This window comes from Nocardiopsis halotolerans DSM 44410 (assembly GCF_000341065.1).
GTDB lineage: Bacteria > Actinomycetota > Actinomycetes > Streptosporangiales > Streptosporangiaceae > Nocardiopsis > Nocardiopsis halotolerans.
This window is the reverse complement of sequence record NZ_ANAX01000027.1, coordinates 33,039-57,346: the sequence shown is the minus strand read 5'-3', so window position 1 is coordinate 57,346 and position 24,308 is coordinate 33,039. Positions and strand designations below refer to the sequence as shown.

The window sequence follows — 24,308 nt, the reverse complement described above, 5'->3', positions numbered from 1 at the left end:
GGCCGGTCCGGCTGCCGTGTGTGGCGGGGGCGGGTCGGGGATGAGCGGTGTGGAGCGGGTGCGGCGTTGGGCCAGGCACACTCCCTACACCGATCCTGGCCGGTATGCGGCGGTGCTGGAGGGGCTGCCGGGGGACGTGGAGGGTATCGGGCGCGCGGTGCGGGGGGTGTTCACCCACTACCGGGCCGGGGGCGGGAGTTCACCGGTGGCCGGTTGGCCGAGATCGACCACCGGTGGGTGGAGTCGATGCTGGCCACCGATCAGGCCCGCTGCCCGGGCCCGTGGTCGGTGGGCAGGGATCAGCCGTTGGTGGGGTGCTGTCGGGACTTCGCGTTGGTGACGGTGGCGGCGTTGCGTGCTCGTGGGGTGGCGGCGCGTACCCGGGTGGGGTTCGCGTCCTATCTCGCGGGCGGGTTCGGGGTCGATCACGTGGTGGCTGAGTACTGGGACGGTGGCCGGTGGGTGTGGGCGGACACCCAGTTGGATCCGGCGGGTGTGTGGCCGATGCGGGTGGGCGACATCGGACGCCGTGACGGTGTGGTGGGGGCGCCTTTCGCCAGTGCGGCACAGGTGTGGTTGGCCCACCGTGCGGGGGTGGTGGACGTTTGGCGTTACGGGGTGGCGCCGGAGTCGCCGTGGCGGGGTGAGCGGTTCGTGCGTTCCTATGTGTTGTTGGAGTTGGCGCACCGTCAGGGGGATGAGGTGTTGCTGTGGGACACCTGGGCGGGCATGGAGGAGGCTGGTGATGGTGTGTTCGACGGGGTGGCCCGTTTGTTGGTGGCGGCTGATGAGGGGGATGGGGCGGCTGAGCGGGAGTTGGCCGCCTGGTACGCCCGGGACGACAGGTTGAATCCGGGGGGTTGGGTGGTGTGTCGGTCGCCGTCGGGTCGTCGGGAGCGGGTGGATCTGGTGCGGCGGGTGGGTGAGCCGTGGGTGTGAGCGCCGCCGCCGGGGGTCGTCGGGTTCGGTGGCGCCGACGTCCTCTCGTGGAGTTGGTGGGTGGTCTGGCCGGGGGGCGGTTCAGGGCCCGTTGCCGACCCTGGGCGTCTGGTTCCGGGTCAGGGGTGGGTCAGGGGTGTGTGTTCGCGTACGAGGGGGGTGGGTTTGCCGGTGAGGGAGCCGGCCAGCAGACGGCTCAGTCCCGGCAGGCGGGTCAGGTGTAGTGCGGCGCGGCGCGTGAGTAGTTGGGTGCGGTTGGTGGGCAGGAACCAGTGGGCGGTGCGGCGGGCGGCGCGCTGGCGTTGTTCGACCTCGGGGCGCCACTGCCGTTCGTAGTTGCCCAGTCCCTCCTCGATGGTGGGTGCGGAGGCCAGGTGTTCGGCCAGGACGAAGGCGCCGCCCACGCCCAGGGAGGCGCCCTGGCCGGCCAGGAGGGAGACCGCGCCGCAGGCGTCGCCGATCAGGACGGTGCGTCCGCGGCTCCAGCGGGGGGCGATGGTCTGGGCGACCTGGTCGTAGTAGAGGTGTGTGGGGTCGGGGCAGTGGTGGAGGGCTCGGGGGACCAGCCAGCCCAGGTCGGCGTGGGTGCGTTGGAGTTCGGCGCGTGGGTCGGTGGGCAGGTCGGGGGTGGGGGCGCGGTGCACGGTGAAGGCGGCCACGCGGCCGTCGCGGAGTCCGTACAGGCCCATCTGGGCGCCGATGGTGTCGGTGAGGTAGAAGCCGCCGGTGACCTGGGCGTGGATGTGGGGGTCGTCGAAGATGTAGGCGGCGGTGTGCAGGCCCAGGTAGCGCAGGTGGTCGGTTTCGGGGCCGAAGAGTTGGGTGCGCACGGTGGAGTGGATGCCGTCGGCGCCCACGAGCAGGTCGCCGTGGAGGGTGTGGCCGTCGGCGAGGGTGACCTGGACGGTGTCGTCGTGGTCGTGGACCTGGTGTAGGTGCGCGTCGTAGCGCAGGTGGACGTCCTGGGGCAGGGTTTGGCGTAGGACGCGTTCGAGGTCGGGGCGCATGAGGGAGACCACGCCCATGTGGGAGAACTGTTGGATGCCCAGTGTGGCGCGGGTTTTGCCCTGGTGGTTGACGAAGGTGGCGTGGTCGATGTGGTAGCCGACCTCGCGTAGGTGGGGGAGGAGGCCCATGAGGTGGGCGGCCTGGTAGCCGGGGCCGAAGAAGTCGATCATGTAGCCCTGGGTGCGGGGTCCGGGGGCCTGTTCGAGGACGGTGACCTGCCAGCCGTGGGCGTGTAGGCGGTGGGCGGCGGCGAGTCCGGCGATTCCGGCGCCGCAGACGAGGGCTCTCATCGGTGTGCTCCCTGGTGGGTGAGGAGTCGGGCCAGGATGGGTTCGATGTCGGTGGAGGCCAGGTCGGGTGTGAGTGCGCGGTGGAGCAGGATGCCGTCGAGGGTGGCGGCCAGGACGGTGGCGGTCTGGTGGGGGTTGGGGACGTCGTTGGCGGTGAGCCAGTGGGTGAGGTGGTGGCGCATCAGGTTCAGGACGTCGGTGATGGCCTGGCGTAGGTCGGGGTCGCGGGTGGCGGCGAGGTAGGCCTCGTGGACCAGGCGGGAGGCGGGGTCGTCGCCGGGGTAGCGGTCCAGTTCGCCCAGGATCAGGGTGAGGCCCTGGCGGGGTGTGGTGGTGGGTTGGAGGAGTTCGGCGGCCTGTTCGACGACGGTGTGCAGGGTCTGGGTGGCGGCGTGGATGCGCAGGGCCTGGAGGGAGGGGAAGTGGTAGTGGACCAGGCCGGGGCCGACTCCAGCGCGTTCGGCGAGGGTGCGGGTGCTCACCGCTGACCAGCCGCGTTCGCTGATGAGTTCGACTGCTGCCTGTGTGAGGCGGTCCTTGACGTTGGCGCCGCGTGGTGGCATGCCCTCCCACCCTTTCTTGGTCGAATGCCTTGGGCGTTTGCCTTGGTCGTTCGCCCAATTTCGAGGATGGCACAGTGCCCGACCCCCTGGCAAGTGCCCGTCGCGGGGATCAGTCGGCGTTGAACGCCTCCGCGACGGTCAGCGTGTCCTCGTACAGGTGCATGCGGACGATCCGGTTGTCCTCGATCCCCAGGTGCATGGCCGCCGGTGTGGTGAACTCCTTTCCGGTGGCCGCGACGGTGTGCGTGAAGACGGCCAGTAGTACGACGTCACCGCCGTCGACAATGACGCGCTCCAGTGCGACCCTGCTTTGGTCGTGCGCGAAGTGGGGCCACATCGTGGTGAAGTACGGTGCGACCTGTTCCCGGCGGGTGCGGCGCCCGGTCCAGGGCAGCGCGTCACTGCCGGGGACGTGCCAGTCGATCTCCTGGGCGAACAGTTCCTGGATGCCGTCGGGGTCCTGCCCGGCGAGGCGTTCCACGAACTTCTCGGCCACGGTCCGCGAGGTGTGGGTGTTCGTCGCCATCGTCCTCGTCCTTCGTTCGTGTGGGGTGCTTCGGTGGGGTGTCGTTCCTGGGGCGGGGGTGCTCGCCGCTCAGTGGTGTGCCCTCGCGTGGCGCGTCGAGGTCGTTCGGGGAGAACCCGGGTGCGGTCGGCGGCCGTGTGAGGGTGGTTTCGTGGCTTGGCTGTTTCGTGGGGTTTCCCAGAACTTTGATGTAACCGTTTTTGTTACATCGTTGGGTGTGGGGTGCGGCCTCCTCGGTCAGGGAAGTCGATGGTTCCGGGTCAGGCGGCCTTCAGGACGTCGCGCAGCACGTCCTCCAGCGTGGTCCTGGCCAGTTCCCGGCGCAGGGCGGCCTCCACGCCGTCGTACACGGCGGTCAGCGCCGGTCCGATGCCGTGGCCCACGACGCACTCGGGGTCCGGTGCCGCGCGATGCAGGGCGAAGACCGGCCCCGGTTCGAGGGCCTGGTAGACGTCGAGCAGGGTGATCGCCGCCAAATCCCGCGCGAGCGTCCAGCCCGCCCCCGCCCCCCGCCGCGAATCGGCCAGGCCGGCCTTGCCCAGCTTGGCCAGCAGACGGCGGATCACCACCGGGTTGGTGTTGACGCTGGTGGCGATCTGCTCGGAGGTGGCGACCTCGTGGCCACGCCGCTGATACAGCCCGATCCAGGTCAGGGCGTGCGCCGCGATGGTCAGCCTGCTGTTGGCACTCATGTGGGACTGCGCCTTCCCCTCGACCCTGGTCGTAACCATAGTTGTTACGACTGCGTGCGGCAAGACCTTGTGGGGTGGGCCGGACCGGCCTCGCCAACCCGCCTGGCGCGTGTACCCGACCTTTCCCTCCCACGGCGGTGTGGGCGCGGGCACCCTCGGCGTCCGATCGCGTGGCCGCGGTGAGGAGGCCACCGGGGCCGTCGGCGGCGACGGGCGCGCGAGCGGGGTGGCGCGTCTGGCCGGTGTGGAGTCTCGCGGCCGCGGGGGTCAGCGGGCGCGGGCCAGGGTGATGATCTCTCGGCTGTCCGCGCTCAGGGGTGAGCGGTCCCAGTCCCCGAACCGCTCGGTGGCGGCCAGGCCGGCCCGCGCCAACAGCGTGTCCAGGTGGGCGGCGTCCATGAAGCGCAGGGTGCTGTGGGTGACCAGTGTCCTGTCCCAGTCGGGACTGCTGGTCGTGCTGGTGAAGGAGACCAGACCCTCGGGGGTGGGTGGGGCGGCATCGTTGACGTCGGTGATACGCACGCCCCGGGCGGTGGTGGCGTGTTGAGGGTGGACGGGGGTCCACTTCTCCCACGGGCGGACGGCGGGGTTGCGGGTTTCGAAGGCCACCAGCCCTCCTGGGGCCAGGGCGCGGCGCATCGCGCTCAGCGCGGCGGTGACCTCGGCGTCGGCGCGCAACTCCTGGAAGGCGTGCCCGGTCATGGTGACCAGGTCGAACTCCCCGTGCCAGGTGTGGGTGCGCAGGTCACCGTGGACCCAGGTGATGTCGGTGCGGGTGCGGGCCACCTCCAGCATGGCCCTGGCCGGGTCCAGGCCGACCAGGCGGCCGGTGTGGCCACGGGCGCGGGCGTGGTGCAGTAGCTGTCCGGTGCCACATCCCACGTCCAGCACCGCGTGGGCGCCCATGACCAGGTTCAGGTAGAAGTCGTCGCTGGGCGCCCAGGCGTTGAGGGCGTCGTAGAGGGCGGCCACGTCCGGGGAGTCGTAGGGGGAGTCGCTCATGGGGGGTGAGTGTGCCAGCGGCGCCGGGGGTGGTCATCTGGTTTTCGCCCGTGTGGGGTGCGGGGGCTCCGGCCCGGGGCCCCGCACCCGGCCGGTCAGGGCGCCAGGAGGGCCTTGGCGGCGTGTTCGGCGTCGTCGATGGTGTTGTACAGGTGGAAGGACAGTCGGGTGCGTCCTTCGCGCTGGGTGGTGGCCACTCCGGCCCGGGCCAGGCGGTCGGCGGCGTCGGGGGAGTCGACGCTGGTGATGGCCGAATGTCCCGGTTCCTGGCCCAGCAGGGCGCGGAAGTGGTCGGTCAGGGTGGTGTTGTGGTGGTGGATGTGTTCCACTCCCACCTCCAGCAGGACCCGGGTGGAGGTGGCCGCGGCCACGGCCGCGAACCAGTTGGGTGAGGTGTCGAAGGCGCGGGCGGTGTCGGTCAGGTCCATGTCGGTGGCGTACATGGCCGTGGCCACCTCGCGGGCGGCGGCGGGGCCGGCGTTGTTGGGGCGTAGTCGCGGTCGCAGGGTGGGGGACAGGTAGGCCAGGGCCAGGCCGCGGGGTGCCATGAGCCACTTGTAGGCGGAGGCGATCAGGGCGTCGAAGTCGGTGGCGCGCAGCGGGGTCCATCCGGCGGCCTGGGTGGCGTCGGCCACGACCAGGGCGCCTGCCGCGCGGGCGGCGGCCACGATCTGGCTGGTGGGGGCCAGGCGGCCGTTCGCTGACTGGACGGGGCTGAAGGCGACCAGGTCGGTGTGTTCGTCCACGGCCTGGGCCAGTTCGTCCAGGGGGACGGCGCGTACGGTGACGCCGCGGTCGGCCTGGGCGTGCCAGGGGAAGACGATCGAGGCGAAGTCGCCCTCGGGGACCAGGACGCGGGCGCCGTCGGGGAGGCTGGCGGCGATGGTGCCCGCGATCTGGGAGGTGCTGGTGCCCAGGGTGAGGTCGTGGGCGGGTGCGTCCACCAGGGCGGCGAGGTTGGTGCGGGCCTGTTCCAGTTCCTGGCCCCAGGCGGCGGGGTCGCCGGTGGCGGTGTGCCAGGTGTGCAGGGTCTGGGTCAGGGCCTGGTGGGTGGGTGTGGGCGGGATGCCGTACTGGGCGGTGTTGAGCCAGACGGTGTCGGTGTGCCACAGGTCGGGGATCGTGTTCATAGCGTGGAAGTGTGTCACAGGGCGGTGGCCCGGGGTGGTGTGGAGGTGGTGAGGGGGGCCGGTGGGCGTGGGGTTCCGTGTGGCCGGTGTGGGGCGGGGAGGTCCGTCCGGAGGTGTTGGTCACCGGTGCGGTCGGGGACGTCTTCTCGTGTCATCCCTTCCTTGTGCGCTCCGCGCAGTCGCACCGGGTACGGTTGCGCGTTTCATGGCTCAGCCGCCGTTGTTGCCCGTGGGTGGGTTCGGTCTCCACGCGCAGCGGCCCTGCCCGGTCGAACGTGCGGTCGTTGAGGCGCTGCGCGGGAGCTGATTCGTGTCGTGGCTGGTTGGGGTGTGGTCGTCAGGCGTGGTCGATGGGGGTCAGGACGCGGGAGAGCAGGGTGGCCAGGTGGGTGCGTTCGTCGGCGGTCAGGGGGTGTAGGAGGTCGGCTTCGCGGTCGAGTTGGTGGGTGAAGAGGGTGTCGGCCAGGGCCTTGCCGCGTGGGGTGAGGTGGACCTGGATTTCGCGGCGGTCGCGTTCGAGGGGGGTGCGGGTGAGGAGTCCGGCGGCTTCCAGGCGGGCGAGGCGTTTGGTGGTGGCGGCGCCGGAGGAGATGGTCTCGCGGGTGAGTTGGCGGGGGCGTAGTCCTTGGGGGGAGCGGCGTAGGGCGGCCAGGACCTCGAATTCGGGTCGGGTGACCTCGGCGTCGGCGAGTGCGTTCTCGGTGATGTTGTTGGCCAGGGCGGCCAGGCGCAGGATGCGGCCCATGGCGGCCATGCTGGTCAGGTCCAAGTCGGGGTGAAGGTGTGACCAGCTGTCGAGGAAGCGGGAGACGGCGTCGCTCATGGTGTCCTTGGGGTGGGTGGTGGGTGGTGGGTGTTCTTGCTGTTGGCGGTGTTGTGTGGGGTCTGGGGACCACCCTAAGATAGTTTACTTGTGAATTACTTTTATTCGTTGTTGGTGTCGTTGCGTCCCACCCTCGGTGTGCGTGGGGTCTTCGCGCCCAGGCCCGTGCGGGGCAACATCGTCGTCACCGCGGTGCGCGCCGGGGTGTGCGTGGCCCTGCCCCTGCTGGCGTTGCACGCCCTCGGGCGCGCCGATCTGGCCCCCTACGCCGCCATGGGTTGCTTCACCGCCCTGTACGCGCGTGATGACACCTACGCCCGTCGCGCGCGGATCCTGGCCCTGGTCGGTGCCTGCCTGACCCTGGCCGTGGGCCTGGGCGCGCTGACCTCGGCGGTGTTGGGCCACCCCCTGGCGGCCATCACCGTCGTGGCGTTGGTGGCCGCCGTGGCCAAGTACCTCTCCGACGCCCTGGGCTTCGGCGCTCCGGCGGGGTTGATGTTCGTCTTCGCCGCGGGTGTGGCCTCCTACGCCCCCCCAGACGCTGGAGGCGGTGCCCGTGGTGGTGGCCACCACCGCCGCCGCGGCCGCCCTGTGCTGGGCCCTGGCCCTGGTCGGTGTCGTGTTCCACCCCAGCGCGCCCGAGCGTTTGGCGGTCGCGCGCCCTGCACGCCCTGGCCCGTCATCTGCGCACACCCTCCCCCGCCCACCGGGTTGGGGCCGAGGGCGCCCTCCAGCACGCCTGGCGCACGTTGCTGTCCGGCCCTGGGCGCACCCCGGCGCACCAGGGGTTGGAGGTCCTCACCGCCCGCGCCCAGAGCCTGCTCACCGGTACCGGGAGCAGGGTGGGGGATGCCCGGGTGGCCGCGCAGATGGGCGAGTTGGCTCGGCGTGTGCGCACCGAACGCCTGGTTGAGCCCCTGGTCGAGGAGCATGAACGCGACGCGTTGGCCCGCGAGGTCGCGCACCTGCGCCGCCACCACACCGTGCCGGGACCGGGTCAGCGTCTGGGCGCCGCGCTGCGCCCGCCCTCGCCCACTCCGGTGTCGGTGGTGCGTATCGCCCTGGCCTGTGTGCTGGCCGGCGTGTTGGCCTGGGTTCTTGGTATGGGGCACGGGTACTGGGCGGCCGTGTCGGCCGGGTCGGTGTTGCAGGCGGTCAACGTCACCACCACCTGGCATCGCGCCCTGCAACGCGGTGCGGGCACGGTCGTGGGGGTGGTGTTGGCCCTCGCCCTGTCGTTCCTGGGCTACTCCCCCGTGGGTGTCATCGCGTTGGTCGTGGTGTGTCAGGTGGCGGCGGAGTTGGTGGTGGCCACCAACTACTCCTACGCCATCGTGTTCGTCACTCCGCTCACCCTGGCGTTGTCGGGTCTGGCCCACCCCGGTGCGGGTGCGCAGGGGTTGGCGGCCGAACGGTTGTGGGCGACGGTGCTGGGAGCCGTGGTCGGGTTCGTGGTGTGCGTGGTGGTGGCCAACCGTCGTGCCGGTGAGCATGTGCGGGCCGCCCTGGCGGCGTGTGAGCGGGCCGGTCGGGAGGTGTGGGCGTGTGGGGGCGCCGACGCGGCCGCGCGTCAGCGGCTCGCGTGCACTCTGGTGGCGTTGGGTGAGTCCCATGCTCTGGCCGCGGGGGAGCCCTGGGCGCGGGGGCCGGGCCTTGAGGAGGTCGAGGGCGTCCGTCGTCGTGCCCGTGCCTTGTTGGACGGCGCCTTGGCCTAGTGGTGTCGCGGGGCTTGTGGGGTGGGGGTTGGTTTCGTGTCGGCCTTCATGCGGGGGGTGTCAGTGGGGTGTGGTGGTGTCCAGGCCCAGGAGTTCGCGCCAGGCCCGGTGGCCTTGCTCGGTGACGCGCAGTGCCCGGCCCGAGCCCACGCGTTCACACCAGTGTTCGTTGAGGGCGTGGTGGCACAGTGCGGCTCCGGCCGCTCCGGCCAGGTGGGGGCGGCGTTGGGTCCAGTCCAGGCAGGAGCGGACCAGGGGGCGTGTGCTCGTGTGCGGGAGTGGTATGCGGTGGTCGGTGAACCAGGATCGTCCGGCTGGGGTGAGGGCGAATCCGCTCTCCTGGGTCAGTAGGCCTTGTGCGGTCATGGCTTCGGTGATGGCGCATCCCAGTTCTCCGGCCAGGTGGTCGTAGCAGGTGCGTGCCCTGGCCAGGGCCTGGTCGGCGCGGGCGGCGCGCAGGGTGCGTGGGCGTTGGTGCTGAGGCGGGGGTGGGGTGTGCGCGGCCAGGGTTTCCACCAGGTGTGCCGTCGTCTGGTCGGCCAGACGTAGGTAGCGGTGGCGGCCCTGGCGTTGTTGGGTGAGTAGTCCGCCCTGGACCAGGCGGGTCAGGTGCTCGCTGATGGTGGAGGGTCCCACACCGGTGTGGCGGGCCAGTTCACCGGCGGTCCAGGCGCGCCCGTCCAGTAGGGCCAGGCACACCTGGGCGCGGGTGGGGTCGGCCAGCAGGGCGGCCAGGGAGGCCAGGTGGGTGGCGTGTGGCGTGTGCATACCCTCCAGGATGGCCTGGCCGCGGTGCGGTGGTGGCCGACGTGTCAGCGGGTGCCGGTGAGTACGGTGGCTTCCCTGTCGGGGCAGGTGGCGACCGTGCAGGACAGGCCGCCTCGGGTGAAGGCGTGGCGGGCGGCGGGGATCTGTTGCTGTTCGACTTCGACCAGGAGGTGTCCGCCGGGTGCGAGCCAGTGCCGGGCCTGGTCGGTGACGCGGCGTAGTAGGTCCAGGCCGTCCGTGCCGCCGTCCAGGGCGCGGCGGTGTTCGTGCACGCGCGCCTCCGCGGGTAGCAGGGCGATGCGGTCGGTGGGGACGTAGGGCACGTTGGCGACCAGGACCTGGATGCGGCCGCGCAACCGGGTGGGCAGGGCGTGGTAGAGGTCGCCGTGGTGGACGGTGTGGCCGGGCAGGTTGCGTCGGGCGCAGGCCACGCTGGCGGCGTCGATGTCGGCGGCGTGCAGGGTGATGTCGTGGCGGGTGTGGGCCAGGGCCGCGCCCAGGGCGCCGGAGCCGCAGCACAGGTCCACGGCCAGGGCGCCGGGGGTGAGTAGGGCGGCGGCGCGTTGGGCGAGGAACTCGGTGCGGGGGCGGGGGACGAACACGCCCTCGTCCACCTGCACGCGTAGTCCGCGAAAGAGTGCCCAGCCCAGGACGTGTTCCAGGGGTTGGCCCGCGCAGCGGCGCGCGACCATGTGGTCCTGTTCGGTGGGGGTGCGCGCGGTGGTGGTGATCAGGTGCGCTTCCTGCTCGGCGAAGACGCAGCCCGCCTGGCGCAGACGGTCGATGAGGGCGGGGACCGGGGAGTGTGGGGATGCCACGGAAGCCTTTCGGGTGAACCGTCGGGCGTTGTGGTCAGGACGTGGTGGTGTGTCCTGTGTGGTGGGAACGCCCGGGTACTGGCAGGGGGATCGTTCTCACCTCCTCGGTCGGTGCTGCCTTGTGCCCGGTCACTCTATCCCATGCGGGTCAGGAGTCGCGGGCCGGTACCGGGATGCGTTGCAGGTCCTGGGCCAGGGTGAGGGGGCCGTCGAACTCGGCGGCGGCCTGGGTGAGGAAGTGGGTGTCGTCGTGGTGTTCGTAGCGTTCGGACAGGTGGGTCAGGACCAGGCTGCGGACCTGGGCGTGGTGGGCGATGCGTCCGGCCTGGCGTGCGGTCAGGTGGCCGTGGGCGTGGGCCAGGTGCTGTTCGGTGTCCAGGTAGGTCGATTCGATCACCAGCATGTCGGCTCCGCGGGCCAGTTCCACCGCCTGCTCGCATTCGGCGGTGTCCATGACGAAGGCCATGACCTGGCCTCGGCGGGGTCGTGCGCACTGGGCCAGTGTGACCTGGCGTCCGTCGTCGGTGGTGACCGAGCCCTCGCGTTGGAGGCGGCCGATGAGGGGGCCGTGGATTTCGTGGGCGGCCAGTTGGTCGGGCAGCATCCGCCAGCCGTCCGGTTCGGTGAGCCGGTAGCCGTAGGTGGGGGTGGAGTGGCGTAGTGGGAGTGCGGTGATGTGTAGGTCCTGTTCTCCCAGGAGGCAGGTTCCGGTGCCGCCGACGGGTTGGGGCAGGACGACGTCGGTGTCGTGGAAGGCGGTGGCGTGGCGCAGGCGCTGCCAGTAGTGGTGGCCCTGGTGGGGGTAGGCGGCGCGCACGGTGTGGGGGACCTGGTCGCGGGCGATGCGTTGGATGGTGCCGGGTAGGCCCAGGCAGTGGTCGCCGTGGAAGTGGGTGATGCAGATGCGGGTGATGTCGGTGGCGGCCAGGCCCGCCAGGCGCATTTGTCGTTGGGTGCCTTCGCCGGGGTCGAACAGGACGCCGTGGGTGTCCCACCGCAGGAAGTAGCCGTTGTGGTTGCGGCGGCGGGTGGGCACGGCGCTGGAGGTGCCCAGGACGACGAGTTCGCGTACGGACATGAGGGGGATCCTGCCACAGGTGCGGGGTGTGGGCGCGGCCGTGCGGGCCGGGCGTGGTGGGGGGTGCCTCGGCGAGGGGGTTTCGCTTGCGTTGGGTGGAGGGGTTCGTGCCGGTGTGTGTGGGTGGTCGCCGGGTCTGGAGGTGCCGTGTTCTGGGGGGTGGGGCCCGTTGTGCCCGGTTGGCGGTCCCCGTGTTGGTGGCCGTGTCGTGTGGATACTTCTGCGGTGGCCGCCTTGCGCGGTCTGGAGGAGGGGGGACGTCCGAACGGCGGTCCGTGCGCTGCTGAGGGAGCAGGGAGCGGGGTGAGGTCGCGGCGTGGCAGGGTGTCGGTGCTTTCCTGTGGGTGGGCGATCGAGTCAGTGGGCGGACGCGGCCAGGTTCAGGAGTTGGTCGTGGAGACCGGGTCCTGCGAACAGGGCGGTGCCCGTGTCGATGCGCCGTTGGCCGGTCAGGTCGCTGAAGACCCCTTTGGCCTCCTCGACGATGGGAACCAGCGCGGCGATGTCCCAGGGGCCTGCTCCCATCAGGAGGAAGGCGTCCACCTGGCCCGTCGCGACGAGCAGGCCGCCGTGGCAGGTGCCGGATCCGGCGGATGGTTTGCGTGGGAGCGGTGTACCGGGGTCGGTCCTCGACCAGTCGAGGGTGGGGATGGTCTGTGCCACCTGGGTGTTCCACACGTTTTCGTTCATGGCCTCACAGACCGACCCCTCCTCGTCTCGTGGGGCTAGCGGTTTTCACCTGCGCCGCGTCGCTTCGTACTCGGGGCCCTGCTCCGATGATCGCTCAGGCGGAAGGGGCCTGGAACCGCTACGCTCCCAGCGGTGCCGAGGGGTGACTACCCGGGGAGAGGAGGACACCGACTACTCGGTCACCGGCCTCCACCAGGATCGTCCCCGGTGCTCGAACCGGCGGTGGTCCTGCCGCCCGCGGCCGTGTACCGGGCGCGCAGATGGCGCAGGTAGGCGTCGGCGCAGAGGTGGCGCCGGTCCTGTGCGCCATGCCGGTGCAGACGTAGCTGTCCTTCGCCGGTGATTCGGACCGTGGTGGTGGCCCGCCTGCGCGTTTCCCCGACGGCAGGGTTCGCCCACCCGGGGCCCGGCCGTTCCAGGACGGGTACGGCGGCGGGGAACATGGCCAGGGCCTCACCTGTGGTGGCGGCGGGCGGGTGGCCGGTGCGGTTGGCACTGCTGACGTAGAGCACCGGATGGTCGTCCAGGAGCGGGCGGAGCGGTTGCCAGCGGGTGCCGAACAGTAGAACCCACCCGTCCTTGACGGCCGGTTCCAGCCAGGCCGGCCGCTCGGTTTGCGCGTGCAGCGGTAGCAGGACGGTGAGGTGTTCCTCGGTCAGCAGGCGTCGCGCCAGCATACGGTCCTCGTAGGTGAGGGCCCAGACGCCGTCGAGGGTGCGCAGGGTGTCGGGGTGGTGTGCCCACAGGGCGACGGGCTGTTGGGGGGCACGGCCCTTGGCGCGGTTGACGGCGGACGCGGTGGTGGCGGTGATCACGTGGGTGAGGGGCGCGGGGTTCGGCAGCACGATCGCCGTGTCGCGGCCCAGGGCCTGCCGGGCCTCGGCCAGGGTCACCGGTGTGCGGGGCCGGGTGCCGTCGTCAGGGCTCACGAGGCGCTCCCGGCGGTGGTGTGGGTGAGGCCGTCGAGGTAGTCGGTGAACGCGTGGTCGTCGACCACGGCCCGCCCGGTGCGGAAGGCACGGGACTTCACCCATGCCATCGCCGCGGAGGTCTGTTCGCGGTTGAGGGTCCTGCCCAGGCGGGAGGCCACGGCGGTCACCACGCGGGCGCTGGCCAGGTGGGTGAGGACGACGGTCGGTTCGATGCCGAGGAGCTGTTGGGGGTCGTAGGGCTGGAAGAGCCGCGGGTGGACGAAGGGGGTGCCGGTGGAGATCGTGCCCACCCCGGTGCCGACGACGGGCGTGGTGACGCTCAGCGGGACCCCGGTCTCCTCGACCACCAGTCGCGCGATCCCCGGCAGACGGGTCAGTTCCGGTTTCCTCCACCACAGTTCGGCGTCCGCGCCGAGCAGCTCCGTGCCGTGGCGGGCGAGGAGGAACAGCAGTTGCTCGGTGGCGACCATGCCCGCCCGTTCGGCGATGCCCAGCCACGAGCTGGACACCACCCGCACCCCGGTGGCCATCGCCTGCAGGGTGTTGGTCAGCCCGAGTCCGAGGTCGTTGTGTAGGTGCGAGGCGAGGACCACCTCGTCGCCGGCGCCCGCCCGTACCCGGGAGAACATCTCCCGGCAGTCATGGGGTAGCTGTGCTCCCACCGTGTCGGCCAGAACGACCAGCCCGGCCCCGGCTCCCGTGAGCTCCTGCGCGGAGTGCGCCATCAAGGCGTGGTCGGCACGGGAGGCATCCGCCAGGCACACGTCCACCGCGACCCCGTCGTCGAGGTCACGGGCATGCTTGACCAGGTCCACTCCGGCCGCGAGTGCCTCCGCCGCAGTGCGATGGACCATCACCTGGGCCATGGCCTCCGAGGCGGGTACCACCACCATCACCCGGGCGTGACGGCTGCCTTCCACCGAGGCGACCGCCTGCTCCACGTCCCGGCGGGCTCCTCGGCACACCGCCGCCACGCTCACCGCGTCCTGGGCCTCCGACGCGACCCGGCGTACGGTTTCGAACTCCTCATCGCACACGGCCGGGAAGCCGGCCGCGAAGACGACTTGACGCGGGCCGTCGGCACCGAAGGTCTGGCCGGTCTCCTGGGCCAACCGCACCCTGGCCGCGGGCGGGATCAAGGTTTTGGCCTGGGCTCCGTCTCGGGCCGACTCCTCCCACAACACCACACGACCCGCCAGCGCAGACTCCCGAACCACGTCCACGGACGTCACTCCAATCGTTTTCTGCATCATGCTTACCGTGCCTTCAGCGGAAAACGATCGTCCGCCCGTGTGAACGCATAGCTTTCGCCGGTATGAGCGGGCGCGACCAGCGGTGGAACACCCCGCGTCATCGTGCGACTCCGCGCAGCCCGCCACCCGGTTCGGAGCGCCGGAGCCGTGCGGCTGGTCCGGCTACCGCGTCGAAGGTGTTCCGCCCCCGGCCGTGCGCGCACCGGGTCTGGAGGGTTCCGGGTCGGTGGCGCGCGGACCCAGTGGGGTTGCGGCGGTGCGGCCGTGGTCGGGGCGTCCGGCCAGGCCTGATCCCCATCAACCGTTGGTCGAGGCGATGCCGCACACCGATCTGGACGCGCCCCGCAAGCAGCGCCACACCTCTCAGAGGTCGGCTTCGGCGCCCCCGGTTCCCGAGGTCGGCACATCAGTTATTGACTTATAGGTACAGAAAAAGCTAGTGTCTGTCCCATGGCAAGGCCCAAGCAGTTCGATCCGGAGACCGCCGTCGACCAGGCCATGGAGGTGTTCTGGAGGCAGGGATACGCCGCCACCACTCCCCAGGACCTCGTGGACGCGCTCGGCATCGGGAAGGGAAGTCTCTACAACGCGTTCGGCAGCAAGCAGGAGCTCTTCCGGCGGGCGCTGCGCAGGTATCGCGACAGTCAGACCGCCGCTCTGGTGGAGATGCTCGAGCGGCCCGGTCCGGTCAAGGTCCGCCTCCGCGAGGCGTTGACGGCCCTCGCCGAGATGGATTTGGCCGATCCGGACCGCCGTGGCTGCATGGCGGTGAACACCACCGCAGAGCTCGCGGGAGTCGACGGGGAGGCGACCGAACTCGTCCGTCGCATGCTCGACCTCACCGAGGACGCCTTTCGGGGGCTGGTCGAGGAGGGGCAGCGGGCGGGAGAGATCGCTCCCGGGCGTGACTCCGCCGCCCTGGGGAGCCTGCTCATGAACACCGTTGTGGGGATGCGCCTGGTGGCACGTGTCACCGAGGACGCGGGTCGGCTCGACCGGGTGGTCGACGCGACGATCGACTCCCTTTGACCTGAACCGCAGCACATGTTCCGTGCGGGCTTTTGCCTGCCTTAGTTCTGTACCTTGAGTTCAAAAACTGGAGGAAAGACCATGAACACCCCACTCACCACGACCCCTGGCGTCACCGGGAAGTACGAGGGCAAGAAGGTCGTGATCACGGGAGGCAGCAGCGGGTTCGGCCTGGCCACCGCGCGCCTGCTCGTGGACGGAGGAGCACGCGTGCTGATCACGGGGCGCACCCGGGCCACCCTGGACGCCGCCCGCGACCAACTCGGCGACAACGCGATCGCCGTCCGCAGCGATGCCGCGTCGCTGGCCGACATCGATGCGCTGGCCGACCGGGTCAAGACCGAGTTCGGCACGGTCGACGCCCTGTTCGCCAACGCCGGCGTCAACGGTTTCGCGCCCTTCGAGGCGACGGGTGAGGAACTGTTCGACCAGATGCTGACCGTCAACGCCAAGGGCCCCTACTTCACCGTGCAGAAGCTGACCCCGTTGCTGACTGGCGGCAGCGGGATCGTGCTCACCACGTCGGTGGCGAACGTGCTGGGCCTGCCGACGCTCAGCGCGTATGCGGCCAGCAAGGCGGCGCTGCGCTCGATGACCCGCGGTCTGGCCCGCGAACTGCTCCCGCGCGGGGTCCGCGTCAACGCGGTCAGCCCCGGCCCGATCGACTCCGGCATCCTCGACAAGTCGATGCCACGGGAAGCCGCCGAGCAGACCAAGGCGCAGATGGCGGCGGACAACCCCATGTCGCGTATGGGCACCCCGGCCGAGGTCGCCAGGGCGATGGTGTTCCTGGCCTTCGAAGCCACCTACACCACCGGAGCCGAACTGGCGGTCGACGGTGGCGGCTCGCAGATCTGACCCCCGGTGTCGAGGGGGGACGAGTTGGGTCCGGGGGTCTCGAGGACCCGACAGCGGGAAGGCGTGCGGCGGGTAGGTCCTCCTGCTCATCCCTTCCGGTGAACGTCGGGACGGAATCCGCCGCCGAGCACGGGGGCCGTTCCGACTCGTTCTCCCCTCACCACGGACGCGGCGAAGGGCGTCCGGGGCGGTGCGTGCCGCACCGCCCCGGACGTGCTCGCGACCTGGACCGTGTGGACCTGAGGACCAGGGGCTCTTGTCCGTGGGGGGACGAATACGGGGCGAGCTGGGCGTATACGGATGCTGACCGGCTCACAGAGAGCTGACGGGGCTCTTCGCCGAGGATGTTCGTCCATGACACGGTCGCCGTTGGTGTCGACCTCGGTGCGCTCTCCCTCATGGGGTGAGGTGGCCACCGAGCCGGTCGACGTGGTCCTGGTGGCCGGTCTGGTGGGCCACGCCGACCTCAACACCATTCGCCGCTCGGCCCTGCCCACCGACGCCGACAAGGCTTGCGCCCCGGAGGCGCTCACCACCGGCCGGTGAGCCGGGGAGGGTCCAGCGCTGAATCCTGTAGTGATCCTCCTCGACCCCCTTCAGGCGCGACGAACCTGAGGTCACCGCACCCGTGTGCTGGCCCCGCGCGAGCGGAAGCGGTTCCCGCACGCCGTGGGGAAGCGCTTGATCGCGCGGGGTCGGGCGATCGGACGGTTGCTGTTGTGCTCCGGGCTGCGCGTGGGGGAACTGGTCGCCCTGGACGTCGAGCCCGGCCGGGTGTGGGAGCAACAGGTTGAGGGGAGGGCACACCGCGCCTCATCGCGGGTGGGGAACGGGGGCCTTCCGGTGGTGGGCACAGAGTGGGTACAGCCATGGCTGTACCCGTCTCGTTTTCGACCGCCGCTGACNTTTTCGCCCGCCGCTGACCTGGGGCGAATAACGTTGTGGCTTCTCGCTGCCCGGTGAGGGCGCGTGGGGCACCCCTCTCGGCCTCACCGCCGGTAAGGCCCACTTATCGGAGGTCAGGATTGGGGGGTCTCGGTGCGGTATTTCGTTGGCGCTCATCCTGTTACGTTATTTAGTAACGTAATTCTCAAACGTTATTCGGGGGTGGGGTGGTTCTCGGGCGGAGCGGGCCCCTGCCCGAGCTGAGGCGGGGGGATCGCGCCCCGGCGCCGGACCGGCGGTGCCGCCCTCCAGGCCGTGCTGGTCTGAAGGGCGGCACCGTGTCGGTGGTCCTCACCCCCGGGGCGAGGACCACCGCGGCCGCGTTCCCGTCAGTCCCCGGCCAACACGGTGAAGGTGAAGCCGGTGCTCACCGGGCGGCGCAGCGAGATGTCGCACTTGACCCGGCGCGACACCTCGCTCCTGCTGAGGCCGAGCCCCCGCGCGATGAGCCGCTCCGGGCGCACCGGCACCGGAGCCTCGAAGAGGACCTCCATCCGGGTCGGCCACACCTCGTCGAGCGCTACCGGCGGGGCGTCCAGCCGCCAGGCCCCCCTCCAGTCCAGGGTGAAACGGTTACGCCGGGCGAGCAGCGGATCCAGCAACGTGGACGCCACCAACTGCGGATCGTTGGCGTGGTAGCCGTCGAGCTCGCACGGATCGAGGGACCTGACCGGCACTCGCTCGTGCACGGTGAGTTTGCTCGTCCGCCCGCAGGACACGCAGTGAACCAGCAGCCACACGTCCAACAGTTTGCCGTTGGCGTTGACGCGGAACCTGCCCTCGCCGGTGGTGGCCGCCTCTGACCGGCAGTCCACGCACCGCGACGACAGCAGAGGCAGCCTGGTCTGGCGAACGACCCAGGGCAGCACGGTATGGGGTTGTGAAGACATGATCTCTCTGGACCTGACACGAGGCCGATTGCGCGCGGCCTCAGACGCTGGGTGACCGGGCGCGCATGGGCAGCCCGGCAGAGCCGACGTCAGGGTCGGCTTGGGGGTGAGCGAAAGGTGTCAGGTCTAAAGAGCAGGCGGGGTCACGCGGTTGTGTCCTTCGTCCTCACTGTGCTGGGGCCGTGGGCAACCTACGGGAAGGCGAGGGGAGAACTCAAAAGGTTTTCCGGCGGCGGCGCCCCTCATCCCCGGGACGCGCACCCGGACCGTGAGCACATCGCGCTTCCTGGCCTGGTTCACTCCCCGTCGGGAGGTCGCTGAGGCGGACCACTCCCGTGGCCAGCGACGTTGGGCGGTGCCGGTCAGTTGCGGTAGCGGGTGGCGAGTTCGGGGCCCTGTGCGTGGAAGGCGGCCAGGTGGGCTTCGAAGACCGTGTCGAGCAGGGTTGGGTCGTCCACGCCCGGCGCGACGACGACCTCGCCGAGTTCCAGTCCGCGCAGGCTGGCGGTGACCACGTCCTGGGCGCTCATGCGCGGCACGGTGCTCAGGTCCATGCCCTGACGTGTGTGGAACTCGGTGGCGACCACACCGGGGACCAGGGCTTGGACGCGCACACCGGAGTCCTCCAGTTCGGCGGCCAGGGTCTGGGACATGGTGACCAGGCCCGCCAGCGCGCCGGCGTAGAGGGCGCGGCGCGGCATCACCGGGTTCGGGGCGGGCCCGCTGAACGCGATCATCCCGGCGACGTTGACGATGGTGCCCCTGCGGCGCTCGTGCATGCCGCCCACCGCCGCGCGGGCGAGCATCGCGGGTGCCACGGTCTTGACGTGGAGCAGCTCACGGGCCTTGTCCGCGGGCAGGTCGGTCAGGGGCATGTAGTGGGCGACGCCGGCGTTGTTGACGAGCAGGTCCAGTGGCTCGGTCGCGGCGACGTCGGCGACCGTGTCGATGCCGGCCTCGGTGGACAGGTCCGCGACCAGGGGGCGGATCGCCGCCTCGGGGTGGGTCTGGTCCAGTTCCTTGAGCCGGTTCTCGTCGCGTCCCACGGCCACGAGGTCGTATCCGTCGGTGGCCAGGCGCTGGGCGAAGGCGTGGCCGATGCCGGAGGTGGCGCCGGTGACGAGTGCGAGTGCGCTCATGGGTGTGTCCTCTTTTCGTGGTCGTCCGTACGACGGTCTGGGTGCTGTCCCCCGTCGGGTGGTCGATGACGGCCCGCCCGGTTCGGCGAGCCGTCATCGATCATCGGGGGGAGGGTCGGTGTCGGCCAGTGCCCTCGTCTTCCTGGGGGTGGCAGGGCCAGGCACGGACCGGGCGTCCGTCTGTACGGTCGTGGTATGTCCGACGAACCGAATCTTCTCGGCGACTACCTCAGGGCGCGTCGTGCGCTCGTGACCCCGGAGTCGGCGGGGTTGACGCCTTTGGGAGTGCGGCGGGTGCCCGGGTTGCGGCGTGAGGAGGTCGCCATGCTCGCCGGGATCAGCTCCGACTACTACGTCCGTCTGGAGCAGGGCCGGGATCGCGGTCCGTCACGGCAGGTCCTCGCGGCCCTGGCCCGGGTGCTGCGGCTCGACGAGGACGGCACCGCCTATCTGATGTCCCTGGGTGCCGGCCGGTCGAGGCCGGCCCGGCGGCGTCCCCGTCGGGAGGTCGTGTCGCACGGGGTTCGTGTGCTGTTGCGGACGCTCGGCCTGCCCGCGTTCGTGGAGGGGCGTGCGTTCGACGTCCTCGCTGCGAACGAGCTCGCCGCGGCCGTGTCCCCGCGGCTCGTTGCGGGCGGCAACCGGCTTCGCGACGTCTTCCTCGATCCCGCGGAGCGGGATCTGTATCCGGACTGGGAGGAGTCGACCCGGCAGCTGGTGGCGGGGTTTCGGGAGTCGGTGGGCGCCGACGTCGACGATCCCCACGTCGTGGAGCTCGTCGGTCGGCTCTGTCTGGCCAGTCCCCGGTTTCGTGAGCTCTGGGCCCGCCACGACGTTCACAAGCATGAGGGTGCCGCCGTGACCCTCGCCCATCCCCAGGTGGGCCCGCTCACCCTGAACCGTGAGAAGCTCGCGATCGCCGGCACGGATGGACAGCTGCTGACGATCTACCACCCCGAACCCGGGACCGACGGCGCCGACAGGTTCGCCCTCCTGGCGTCGTTCGCCCTTCCCGTGCATGAGCGCTCCGGCCAGGATGGCGCGCCGGGCCGTTGGTGAGCGGCCCGGCCGACGTGGTGTCAGTGGTCGATCGCCTGGTAGAGGGTGGTCCAGAAGTCGTGGATGAGTCGTGCCGAGTCCGGGACGGACATTCCGACCTGGGTGAGGAGGAGTCCGGTGAGTTGGTGGTTGGGGTCGGCGTAGGTCGAGGTGCCGCTTCCGCCGTCCCAACCGAACTGGCCGATGGGCGCGTAGTCGCCGCGGTAGGTGCGTACCGCCATTCCGAAGCCCCAGCCGCCGTGCTGTCCCTGGCCGAACGACACGTGGACGTTGTCGGCGGCCATGGTGTTGCGGAGGGTCTGCTGTTGGGGGGTGAGGCGGTTGGTGGTCATCAGTTGGACGGCGGGGCGGGACAGGATCCGCTCGGTTCCGTGCGTCCCCTGGTTCAGCAGCATGCGGAAGTAGGCGTGGTAGTCGTCTGCGGTGGAGACCAATCCTCCGCCGCCGCCCTGGAACGCGGGGGGTGTGCTGTGGCGTCCTGTTTGGGCCTCGTCCCACACGAGGAACTCTCCGGTCCGCGGGTCGGGGGCGTACAGGGGCGGCAGCCGGTCCGTCCTGTCGGCGGGTACGTGGAAGCCGGTGTCCTTCATGCCCAGGGGTGCGAAGAGGCGTTCGTGTAGGAAGGTCTCGAACGGTTGGTCGGTGACCCTGGCGACGAGCACGCCGAGTAGGTCGTTGCTGATGTGGTACTGCCAGCGTTCTCCGGGCTGGTGCGTCAGCGGGAGCGTGCCCAGGCGGCGCATCCACTCGTCTGGTTCGGGCATCGGTTCGGGCAGGTCGGGTGTGAGTCCCTGTTCGAGGAGCGCGTCCATGATGGGGGTGCCCAGCAGCGTCCTGTCGATGCCGAGCCCGAAGGTGGAGGTCAGTACGTCCCGCACGGTGATCGGTCGTCGGGCCGGGACGGTGTCGTCCAGTGGGCCGTCGGTCCGCTTGAGCACCCGTCGGTCGGCGAGTTCGGGCAGCCACTGTTGCACCGGGTCGTCCAGTCGTAGCCTGCACTCGTCGAGCAGGATCATCGCCGCCGCGGTCGTGACCGGTTTGGAGGTCGAGGCCATCCGAAAGAGTGTGTCCCGGCGCATCGGGGGGCCGCCGTCATGGCGCATCGTTCCCATCGTCTCGACGTGTGTCCGGCCGCCCCGGTCGATGAGGGCGACGAGTCCGGGGATCCTTCCGGAGTCGACGTGACGTGCGAGCACGTCGCGTATTCTGCGCAGTCCCGAGGTGGGGAGTCCGTTGTTGCCGTGGTCCATCGTGCGTCTCCTTCGGTGTGGGGGTGGTGGCCGCTGGGGTGCGTCCTCCCCGAACACCTGGTGTTTCCGAGGCTGGAAACGCTACGTTGTGTTCAGTGATCTCACAACTTGTTCTCTGCGAATCAACTGCGTTTCCGCAGGCAAGAGTGGCAGTTTTGTTGCGAAGGGTGTGAATCTAACGCAACGGAGGGCGCCTCATTCGTTGCATTGAGTTGGAGTTAACGCTACGGCGGCCCCACCGGGGAGGGGTTCAGGAGTCGGTGGCCGGGGCGCGCATGGCGTCGGCCATCCAGGCGTAGAGGGAGTCCTCCACGTGCTCCTCGTACTCGGTACCGTTGATCGCCGCCACCAGGGACAGGTACCGGCCGTGGGTGTGGCCGTACACGGGGTCCTCGGAAGCGGCCTCCTCCTCGGCGATCTGGCGCGTGAGGTCGGGGATCCGCCGGTAGGCGTCGGCCATCCGGTCGCGGAGTCGGGGGGTGAGCGGTGTGTCGGACACCGCCGCGGCCGCCTCCATGAAACGCGTGACGGTGTGCTGCGCCCGGGGGGAACGAGGGGGTTCACCGGCCCGGTAGACGGCCAGGACCTCCTCCACGAGCGGGACCCCGCTCTCGTACATGAAGTCCTGGAACCGCGCGCTCGCCACCTCCCTTCCCACGTCCGTGGAGTAGGTCTGGTACAGGTAGGTGCGGACCGCGTCGCGAAACGCCGGGTCCCGTACCAGGTCGCCCAGTTCGATCCACGCCTCCAGTTGGGCGGCGGTGGGGTCCGCGGGCAGGACCGGCCGCATCGTGCGCAGCCGGTCGACGAAGCCGTCGGGGACGTCGAGGCCCTCGCCGACGTCGTTCCAGAAGTCGTCGATGGTCTGCTCGCGTTCCTCGTCGGTCATCGAGACGAGTTTGTGCATCAGGTCGGCTTGGGCGGTCGTGCCGCCCTGGGTGATCAGGGTCCTGAGCACCGCCCTCCTGGCCCGCAGGGTGCGCTCCTGGCGTTCGACGATCTCCAGGTGGGTGGTGAGCAGCTCGTGCAGGGTCGTTCCCCCTTCGAGCAGTCGGCGGATCTCGCCCAGGTCGGTGTCCAGCTCGCGCAGGGTGCGGACGAGTTCCAGTCGGGCGATGGTGTCGATGTCGTAGAGGCGGTGGCCCGCCTCGTTCAGGCGCGTGGGTTCGACGAGCCCTTCGTCGGCGTAGAACCGGACGGCGCTGACGCTCAGGCCGCTGCGGCGCGCGGCGTCTCCGATGGGGTACAGCTCCTGGTTGTGCATGGGAGCCACTGTGGTGCCTCAAGCCGCTTGAGACGCAAACCGGTGGGCTCGGGGTCCGTGGACGGAACGCTCAGCCGCGCAGTCGCGTGTTGAGTCGTGCGGCCTGCCGGGTGAGGTGGTCGCGTTCGGCGAGGTTGGGCGCGGACCGGGCGGCCTCGGCGTAGAGCCGCGCCGCGGTGACCGGGTCGCCGTCACGTTCGTGCAGGTAGGCAGCGGCGGCGGTGTGTCGGGGTAGGGAGGGGTCCAGTTCCGCCAGGGCGGCCAGGCCGACCCGCGGGCCGTCGGCCTCGCCGACCGCGACGGCCCGGTTGAGTCGGGCCACCGGGTTGTCGGTGAGCCGCACCAGTTCGTCGTACCATTCGACGATCTGCGTCCAGTCGGTCTCCTCGGCCGTTGGGGCGTCGGCGTGGAGCGCGGCGATGGCGGCCTGGGCCTGGAACTGGCCCAGGCGGTCACGCGTGAGGGCCCTTTGGAGCACGTCGACGCCCTCGGTGATCATGCGGGTGTCCCACAGGCCTCGGTCCTGCTCGGCCAGGGGGATGATTCCGCCGTCGGGGCCGGTCCGGGCCGGGCGGCGTGCGTGGTGGAGCAGCATCAGTGCGAGCAGGCCCGCGACCTCCTCGTGGTCGATCCCTGCCGCCAGTTGGCGGGTGAGCCGGATCGCCTCGCTGGCGAGGTCGACGTCACCGGAGTAACCCTCGTTGAAGACCAGGTAGAGGACGCGCAGCACGGTGGCGGCGTCGCCGGGTTGGTGGAACCGGACGCCGGAGAGGGTCCGTTTGGCCCGGCTGATGCGCTGGGCCATGGTCGCCTCCGGTACGAGGTAGGCGTGTGCGATCTGGCGTGTGGTCAGGCCGCCGAGGGCGCGCAGTGTGAGCGCGACGGCCGAGGTCGGGGTCAGGGACGGGTGTGCGCACAGGAAGTACAGCTGGAGTGTGTCGTCCACCGTCTGGCCCGGGCCGGGTGCGGGTTCGCTTTCGACGCGTATCTCGCGCTGTCGTCGGGAGGTGTCGGCGCGGGTGGCGTCGAGGAACCTGCGCCAGGCCACGGTGACGAGCCAGCCCTGGGGGTCTCGTGGCGGGTCGTGGGGCCAGGTGCGCACGGCTTCGAGCAGGGCGTCCTGCACGGCGTCCTCGGCCGTCGCGAAGTCGGCTCCGCGGCGGACGAGGACGCCGATCACCGTGGGGGTGAGGGCCCGCGGCAGGGCTTCGTCCACCGTGTGTCACTCCGTGATGGTCGGGGGCTGGGTCAGGAACGGGCGTACCTCGAGCCATTCGTGGACCGGTCGTCCGCCCGCGCCCGGAGCCGCGGACAGTTCACCGGCCAGTTCGAGCGCCCGCTCGTGGGTGTCGACGTCGATCACCATCCAGCCGGCGATGAGGTCCTTGGTCTCGGCGAAGGGGCCGTCGGTGACCGGCGGCCGCCCCTCGCCGTCGTAGCGGACGAAGGTGCCCTCCGGGGAGAGCGCCTGGCTGTCGACGAACTCGCCGGTGCCCTGGAGCCGGTCGGCGAAGTCCTGCATGTACTGCACGTGTGCCGAGATCTCCTGTGGTGTCCACTGGTCCATCGGCACGTCGTTGTCCGGTGTCGGCGCGCCCCGGTAGTGCTTGAGCAGCAGGTACTTGGCCATCGTGTTCTCCTCGGTGC

The 24,308-nt window shown here is 70.6% G+C and carries 26 protein-coding genes; 6 read left to right on the top strand and 20 right to left on the bottom strand.

All coding sequences use genetic code 11. The annotated features are described in order from the left end of the window. Window positions 1-213 precede the first annotated feature (213 nt). The gene (locus D455_RS28925; RefSeq protein ID WP_017569081.1) at window positions 214-939 is read left to right on the top strand and encodes a transglutaminase domain-containing protein; all 726 of its coding nucleotides are present in this window, start codon (window positions 214-216) and stop codon (window positions 937-939) included. 119 nt (window positions 940-1,058) lie between these two features. Here D455_RS28925 and D455_RS0101950 read toward each other — a convergent pair whose 3' ends face one another. The 8 genes from D455_RS0101950 to D455_RS35010 all read right to left on the bottom strand — a co-directional run bounded on the left by D455_RS0101950 (window position 1,059) and on the right by D455_RS35010 (window position 7,425). After that, window positions 1,059-2,237 (bottom strand): FAD-dependent oxidoreductase, encoded by a 1,179-nt coding sequence (locus D455_RS0101950; RefSeq protein ID WP_017569080.1) that lies wholly within the window; start codon window positions 2,235-2,237, stop codon window positions 1,059-1,061. Further along, window positions 2,234-2,800 carry a TetR/AcrR family transcriptional regulator gene (locus tag D455_RS0101945; protein ID WP_017569079.1) on the bottom strand — a complete coding sequence of 189 codons (567 nt, stop codon included), beginning with the start codon at window positions 2,798-2,800 and terminating at the stop codon, window positions 2,234-2,236. The genes D455_RS0101950 and D455_RS0101945 overlap by 4 nt, the downstream gene beginning before the upstream one ends. Window positions 2,801-2,909: 109 nt before the next feature. Then, window positions 2,910-3,326: a nuclear transport factor 2 family protein gene (locus D455_RS0101940; protein WP_017569078.1), complete on the bottom strand. Its 417-nt coding sequence runs from the start codon at window positions 3,324-3,326 to the stop codon at window positions 2,910-2,912. 260 nt (window positions 3,327-3,586) lie between these two features. Further along, on the bottom strand, window positions 3,587-4,018 hold the full coding sequence (locus D455_RS0101935) for an Rrf2 family transcriptional regulator (protein ID WP_017569077.1): 432 nt from the start codon (window positions 4,016-4,018) through the stop codon (window positions 3,587-3,589). 267 nt (window positions 4,019-4,285) lie between these two features. Beyond that, window positions 4,286-5,020 (bottom strand): class I SAM-dependent methyltransferase, encoded by a 735-nt coding sequence (locus D455_RS0101930; protein WP_017569076.1) that lies wholly within the window; start codon window positions 5,018-5,020, stop codon window positions 4,286-4,288. Between the two features lie 95 nt (window positions 5,021-5,115). Further along, on the bottom strand, window positions 5,116-6,150 hold the full coding sequence (locus tag D455_RS0101925; protein WP_017569075.1) for an aminotransferase class V-fold PLP-dependent enzyme: 1,035 nt from the start codon (window positions 6,148-6,150) through the stop codon (window positions 5,116-5,118). Between the two features lie 337 nt (window positions 6,151-6,487). Continuing rightward, complete coding sequence (locus D455_RS0101920; protein ID WP_017569074.1) at window positions 6,488-6,973, bottom strand: MarR family winged helix-turn-helix transcriptional regulator; 486 nt, start codon at window positions 6,971-6,973, stop codon at window positions 6,488-6,490. Window positions 6,974-7,284: 311 nt separating this feature from the next. After that, window positions 7,285-7,425: a hypothetical protein gene (locus D455_RS35010; protein ID WP_241480137.1), complete on the bottom strand. Its 141-nt coding sequence runs from the start codon at window positions 7,423-7,425 to the stop codon at window positions 7,285-7,287. Window positions 7,426-7,587: 162 nt separating this feature from the next. Here D455_RS35010 and D455_RS28920 point away from each other — a divergent pair, with 162 nt between their 5' ends. Next, window positions 7,588-8,688: an FUSC family protein gene (locus tag D455_RS28920; protein WP_241480136.1), complete on the top strand. Its 1,101-nt coding sequence runs from the start codon at window positions 7,588-7,590 to the stop codon at window positions 8,686-8,688. 60 nt (window positions 8,689-8,748) lie between these two features. On the opposite strand, the gene D455_RS0101910 is transcribed toward D455_RS28920, so the two are convergent. The 6 genes from D455_RS0101910 to D455_RS0101885 form a co-directional block, all read right to left on the bottom strand. Beyond that, window positions 8,749-9,456, bottom strand: a complete 708-nt coding sequence (locus D455_RS0101910; RefSeq protein WP_017569072.1) for an ArsR/SmtB family transcription factor — start codon at window positions 9,454-9,456, stop codon at window positions 8,749-8,751. A gap of 44 nt (window positions 9,457-9,500) precedes the next feature. After that, window positions 9,501-10,274 (bottom strand): putative protein N(5)-glutamine methyltransferase, encoded by a 774-nt coding sequence (locus D455_RS0101905; RefSeq protein WP_017569071.1) that lies wholly within the window; start codon window positions 10,272-10,274, stop codon window positions 9,501-9,503. Window positions 10,275-10,422: 148 nt separating this feature from the next. Further along, window positions 10,423-11,352: a ribonuclease Z gene (locus D455_RS0101900; RefSeq protein ID WP_017569070.1), complete on the bottom strand. Its 930-nt coding sequence runs from the start codon at window positions 11,350-11,352 to the stop codon at window positions 10,423-10,425. 357 nt (window positions 11,353-11,709) lie between these two features. After that, the gene (locus D455_RS0101895) at window positions 11,710-12,015 is read right to left on the bottom strand and encodes an inositol monophosphatase family protein (RefSeq protein ID WP_241480135.1); all 306 of its coding nucleotides are present in this window, start codon (window positions 12,013-12,015) and stop codon (window positions 11,710-11,712) included. Window positions 12,016-12,221: 206 nt separating this feature from the next. Continuing rightward, entirely contained in the window at window positions 12,222-12,971 is a 750-nt protein-coding gene (locus D455_RS28915) for an L-threonylcarbamoyladenylate synthase (protein WP_017569068.1), read from the bottom strand. Beyond that, the gene (locus D455_RS0101885) at window positions 12,968-14,113 is read right to left on the bottom strand and encodes a hypothetical protein (RefSeq protein WP_017569067.1); all 1,146 of its coding nucleotides are present in this window, start codon (window positions 14,111-14,113) and stop codon (window positions 12,968-12,970) included. The genes D455_RS28915 and D455_RS0101885 overlap by 4 nt, the downstream gene beginning before the upstream one ends. A gap of 564 nt (window positions 14,114-14,677) precedes the next feature. On the opposite strand from D455_RS0101885, the gene D455_RS35765 reads away from it, so the two are divergent. From D455_RS35765 to D455_RS0101870, 3 genes are all read left to right on the top strand, one after another. Then, window positions 14,678-15,256: a TetR/AcrR family transcriptional regulator gene (locus tag D455_RS35765; RefSeq protein WP_017569066.1), complete on the top strand. Its 579-nt coding sequence runs from the start codon at window positions 14,678-14,680 to the stop codon at window positions 15,254-15,256. Between the two features lie 81 nt (window positions 15,257-15,337). Beyond that, entirely contained in the window at window positions 15,338-16,114 is a 777-nt protein-coding gene (locus D455_RS0101875; protein ID WP_017569065.1) for an SDR family oxidoreductase, read from the top strand. A 354-nt stretch (window positions 16,115-16,468) separates the two neighbouring features. Next, window positions 16,469-16,660, top strand: coding sequence for a hypothetical protein (locus D455_RS0101870; protein ID WP_017569064.1), 192 nt, complete (start codon window positions 16,469-16,471; stop codon window positions 16,658-16,660). 728 nt (window positions 16,661-17,388) lie between these two features. Here D455_RS0101870 and D455_RS0101865 read toward each other — a convergent pair. Both D455_RS0101865 and D455_RS0101860 read right to left on the bottom strand, forming a co-directional pair. Next, complete coding sequence (locus D455_RS0101865; protein WP_026122224.1) at window positions 17,389-17,949, bottom strand: DUF1062 domain-containing protein; 561 nt, start codon at window positions 17,947-17,949, stop codon at window positions 17,389-17,391. A gap of 362 nt (window positions 17,950-18,311) precedes the next feature. Beyond that, on the bottom strand, window positions 18,312-19,088 hold the full coding sequence (locus D455_RS0101860) for an SDR family NAD(P)-dependent oxidoreductase (protein ID WP_017569062.1): 777 nt from the start codon (window positions 19,086-19,088) through the stop codon (window positions 18,312-18,314). Between the two features lie 195 nt (window positions 19,089-19,283). Here D455_RS0101860 and D455_RS28910 point away from each other — a divergent pair, with 195 nt between their 5' ends. Next, window positions 19,284-20,147 carry a helix-turn-helix domain-containing protein gene (locus tag D455_RS28910; RefSeq protein WP_051064562.1) on the top strand — a complete coding sequence of 288 codons (864 nt, stop codon included), beginning with the start codon at window positions 19,284-19,286 and terminating at the stop codon, window positions 20,145-20,147. A 20-nt stretch (window positions 20,148-20,167) separates the two neighbouring features. Here the strand turns inward: D455_RS28910 and D455_RS0101850 are convergent, their stop codons facing one another. From D455_RS0101850 to D455_RS0101835, 4 genes are all read right to left on the bottom strand, one after another. Then, window positions 20,168-21,397, bottom strand: a complete 1,230-nt coding sequence (locus D455_RS0101850; protein ID WP_017569060.1) for a serine hydrolase domain-containing protein — start codon at window positions 21,395-21,397, stop codon at window positions 20,168-20,170. Between the two features lie 250 nt (window positions 21,398-21,647). Next, window positions 21,648-22,661: a MerR family transcriptional regulator gene (locus tag D455_RS0101845; protein ID WP_017569059.1), complete on the bottom strand. Its 1,014-nt coding sequence runs from the start codon at window positions 22,659-22,661 to the stop codon at window positions 21,648-21,650. Between the two features lie 70 nt (window positions 22,662-22,731). After that, window positions 22,732-23,877 carry an RNA polymerase sigma factor gene (locus D455_RS0101840; RefSeq protein WP_017569058.1) on the bottom strand — a complete coding sequence of 382 codons (1,146 nt, stop codon included), beginning with the start codon at window positions 23,875-23,877 and terminating at the stop codon, window positions 22,732-22,734. A gap of 6 nt (window positions 23,878-23,883) precedes the next feature. Then, window positions 23,884-24,291: a YciI family protein gene (locus tag D455_RS0101835; protein ID WP_017569057.1), complete on the bottom strand. Its 408-nt coding sequence runs from the start codon at window positions 24,289-24,291 to the stop codon at window positions 23,884-23,886. Between the last annotated feature and the right edge of the window lie 17 nt (window positions 24,292-24,308).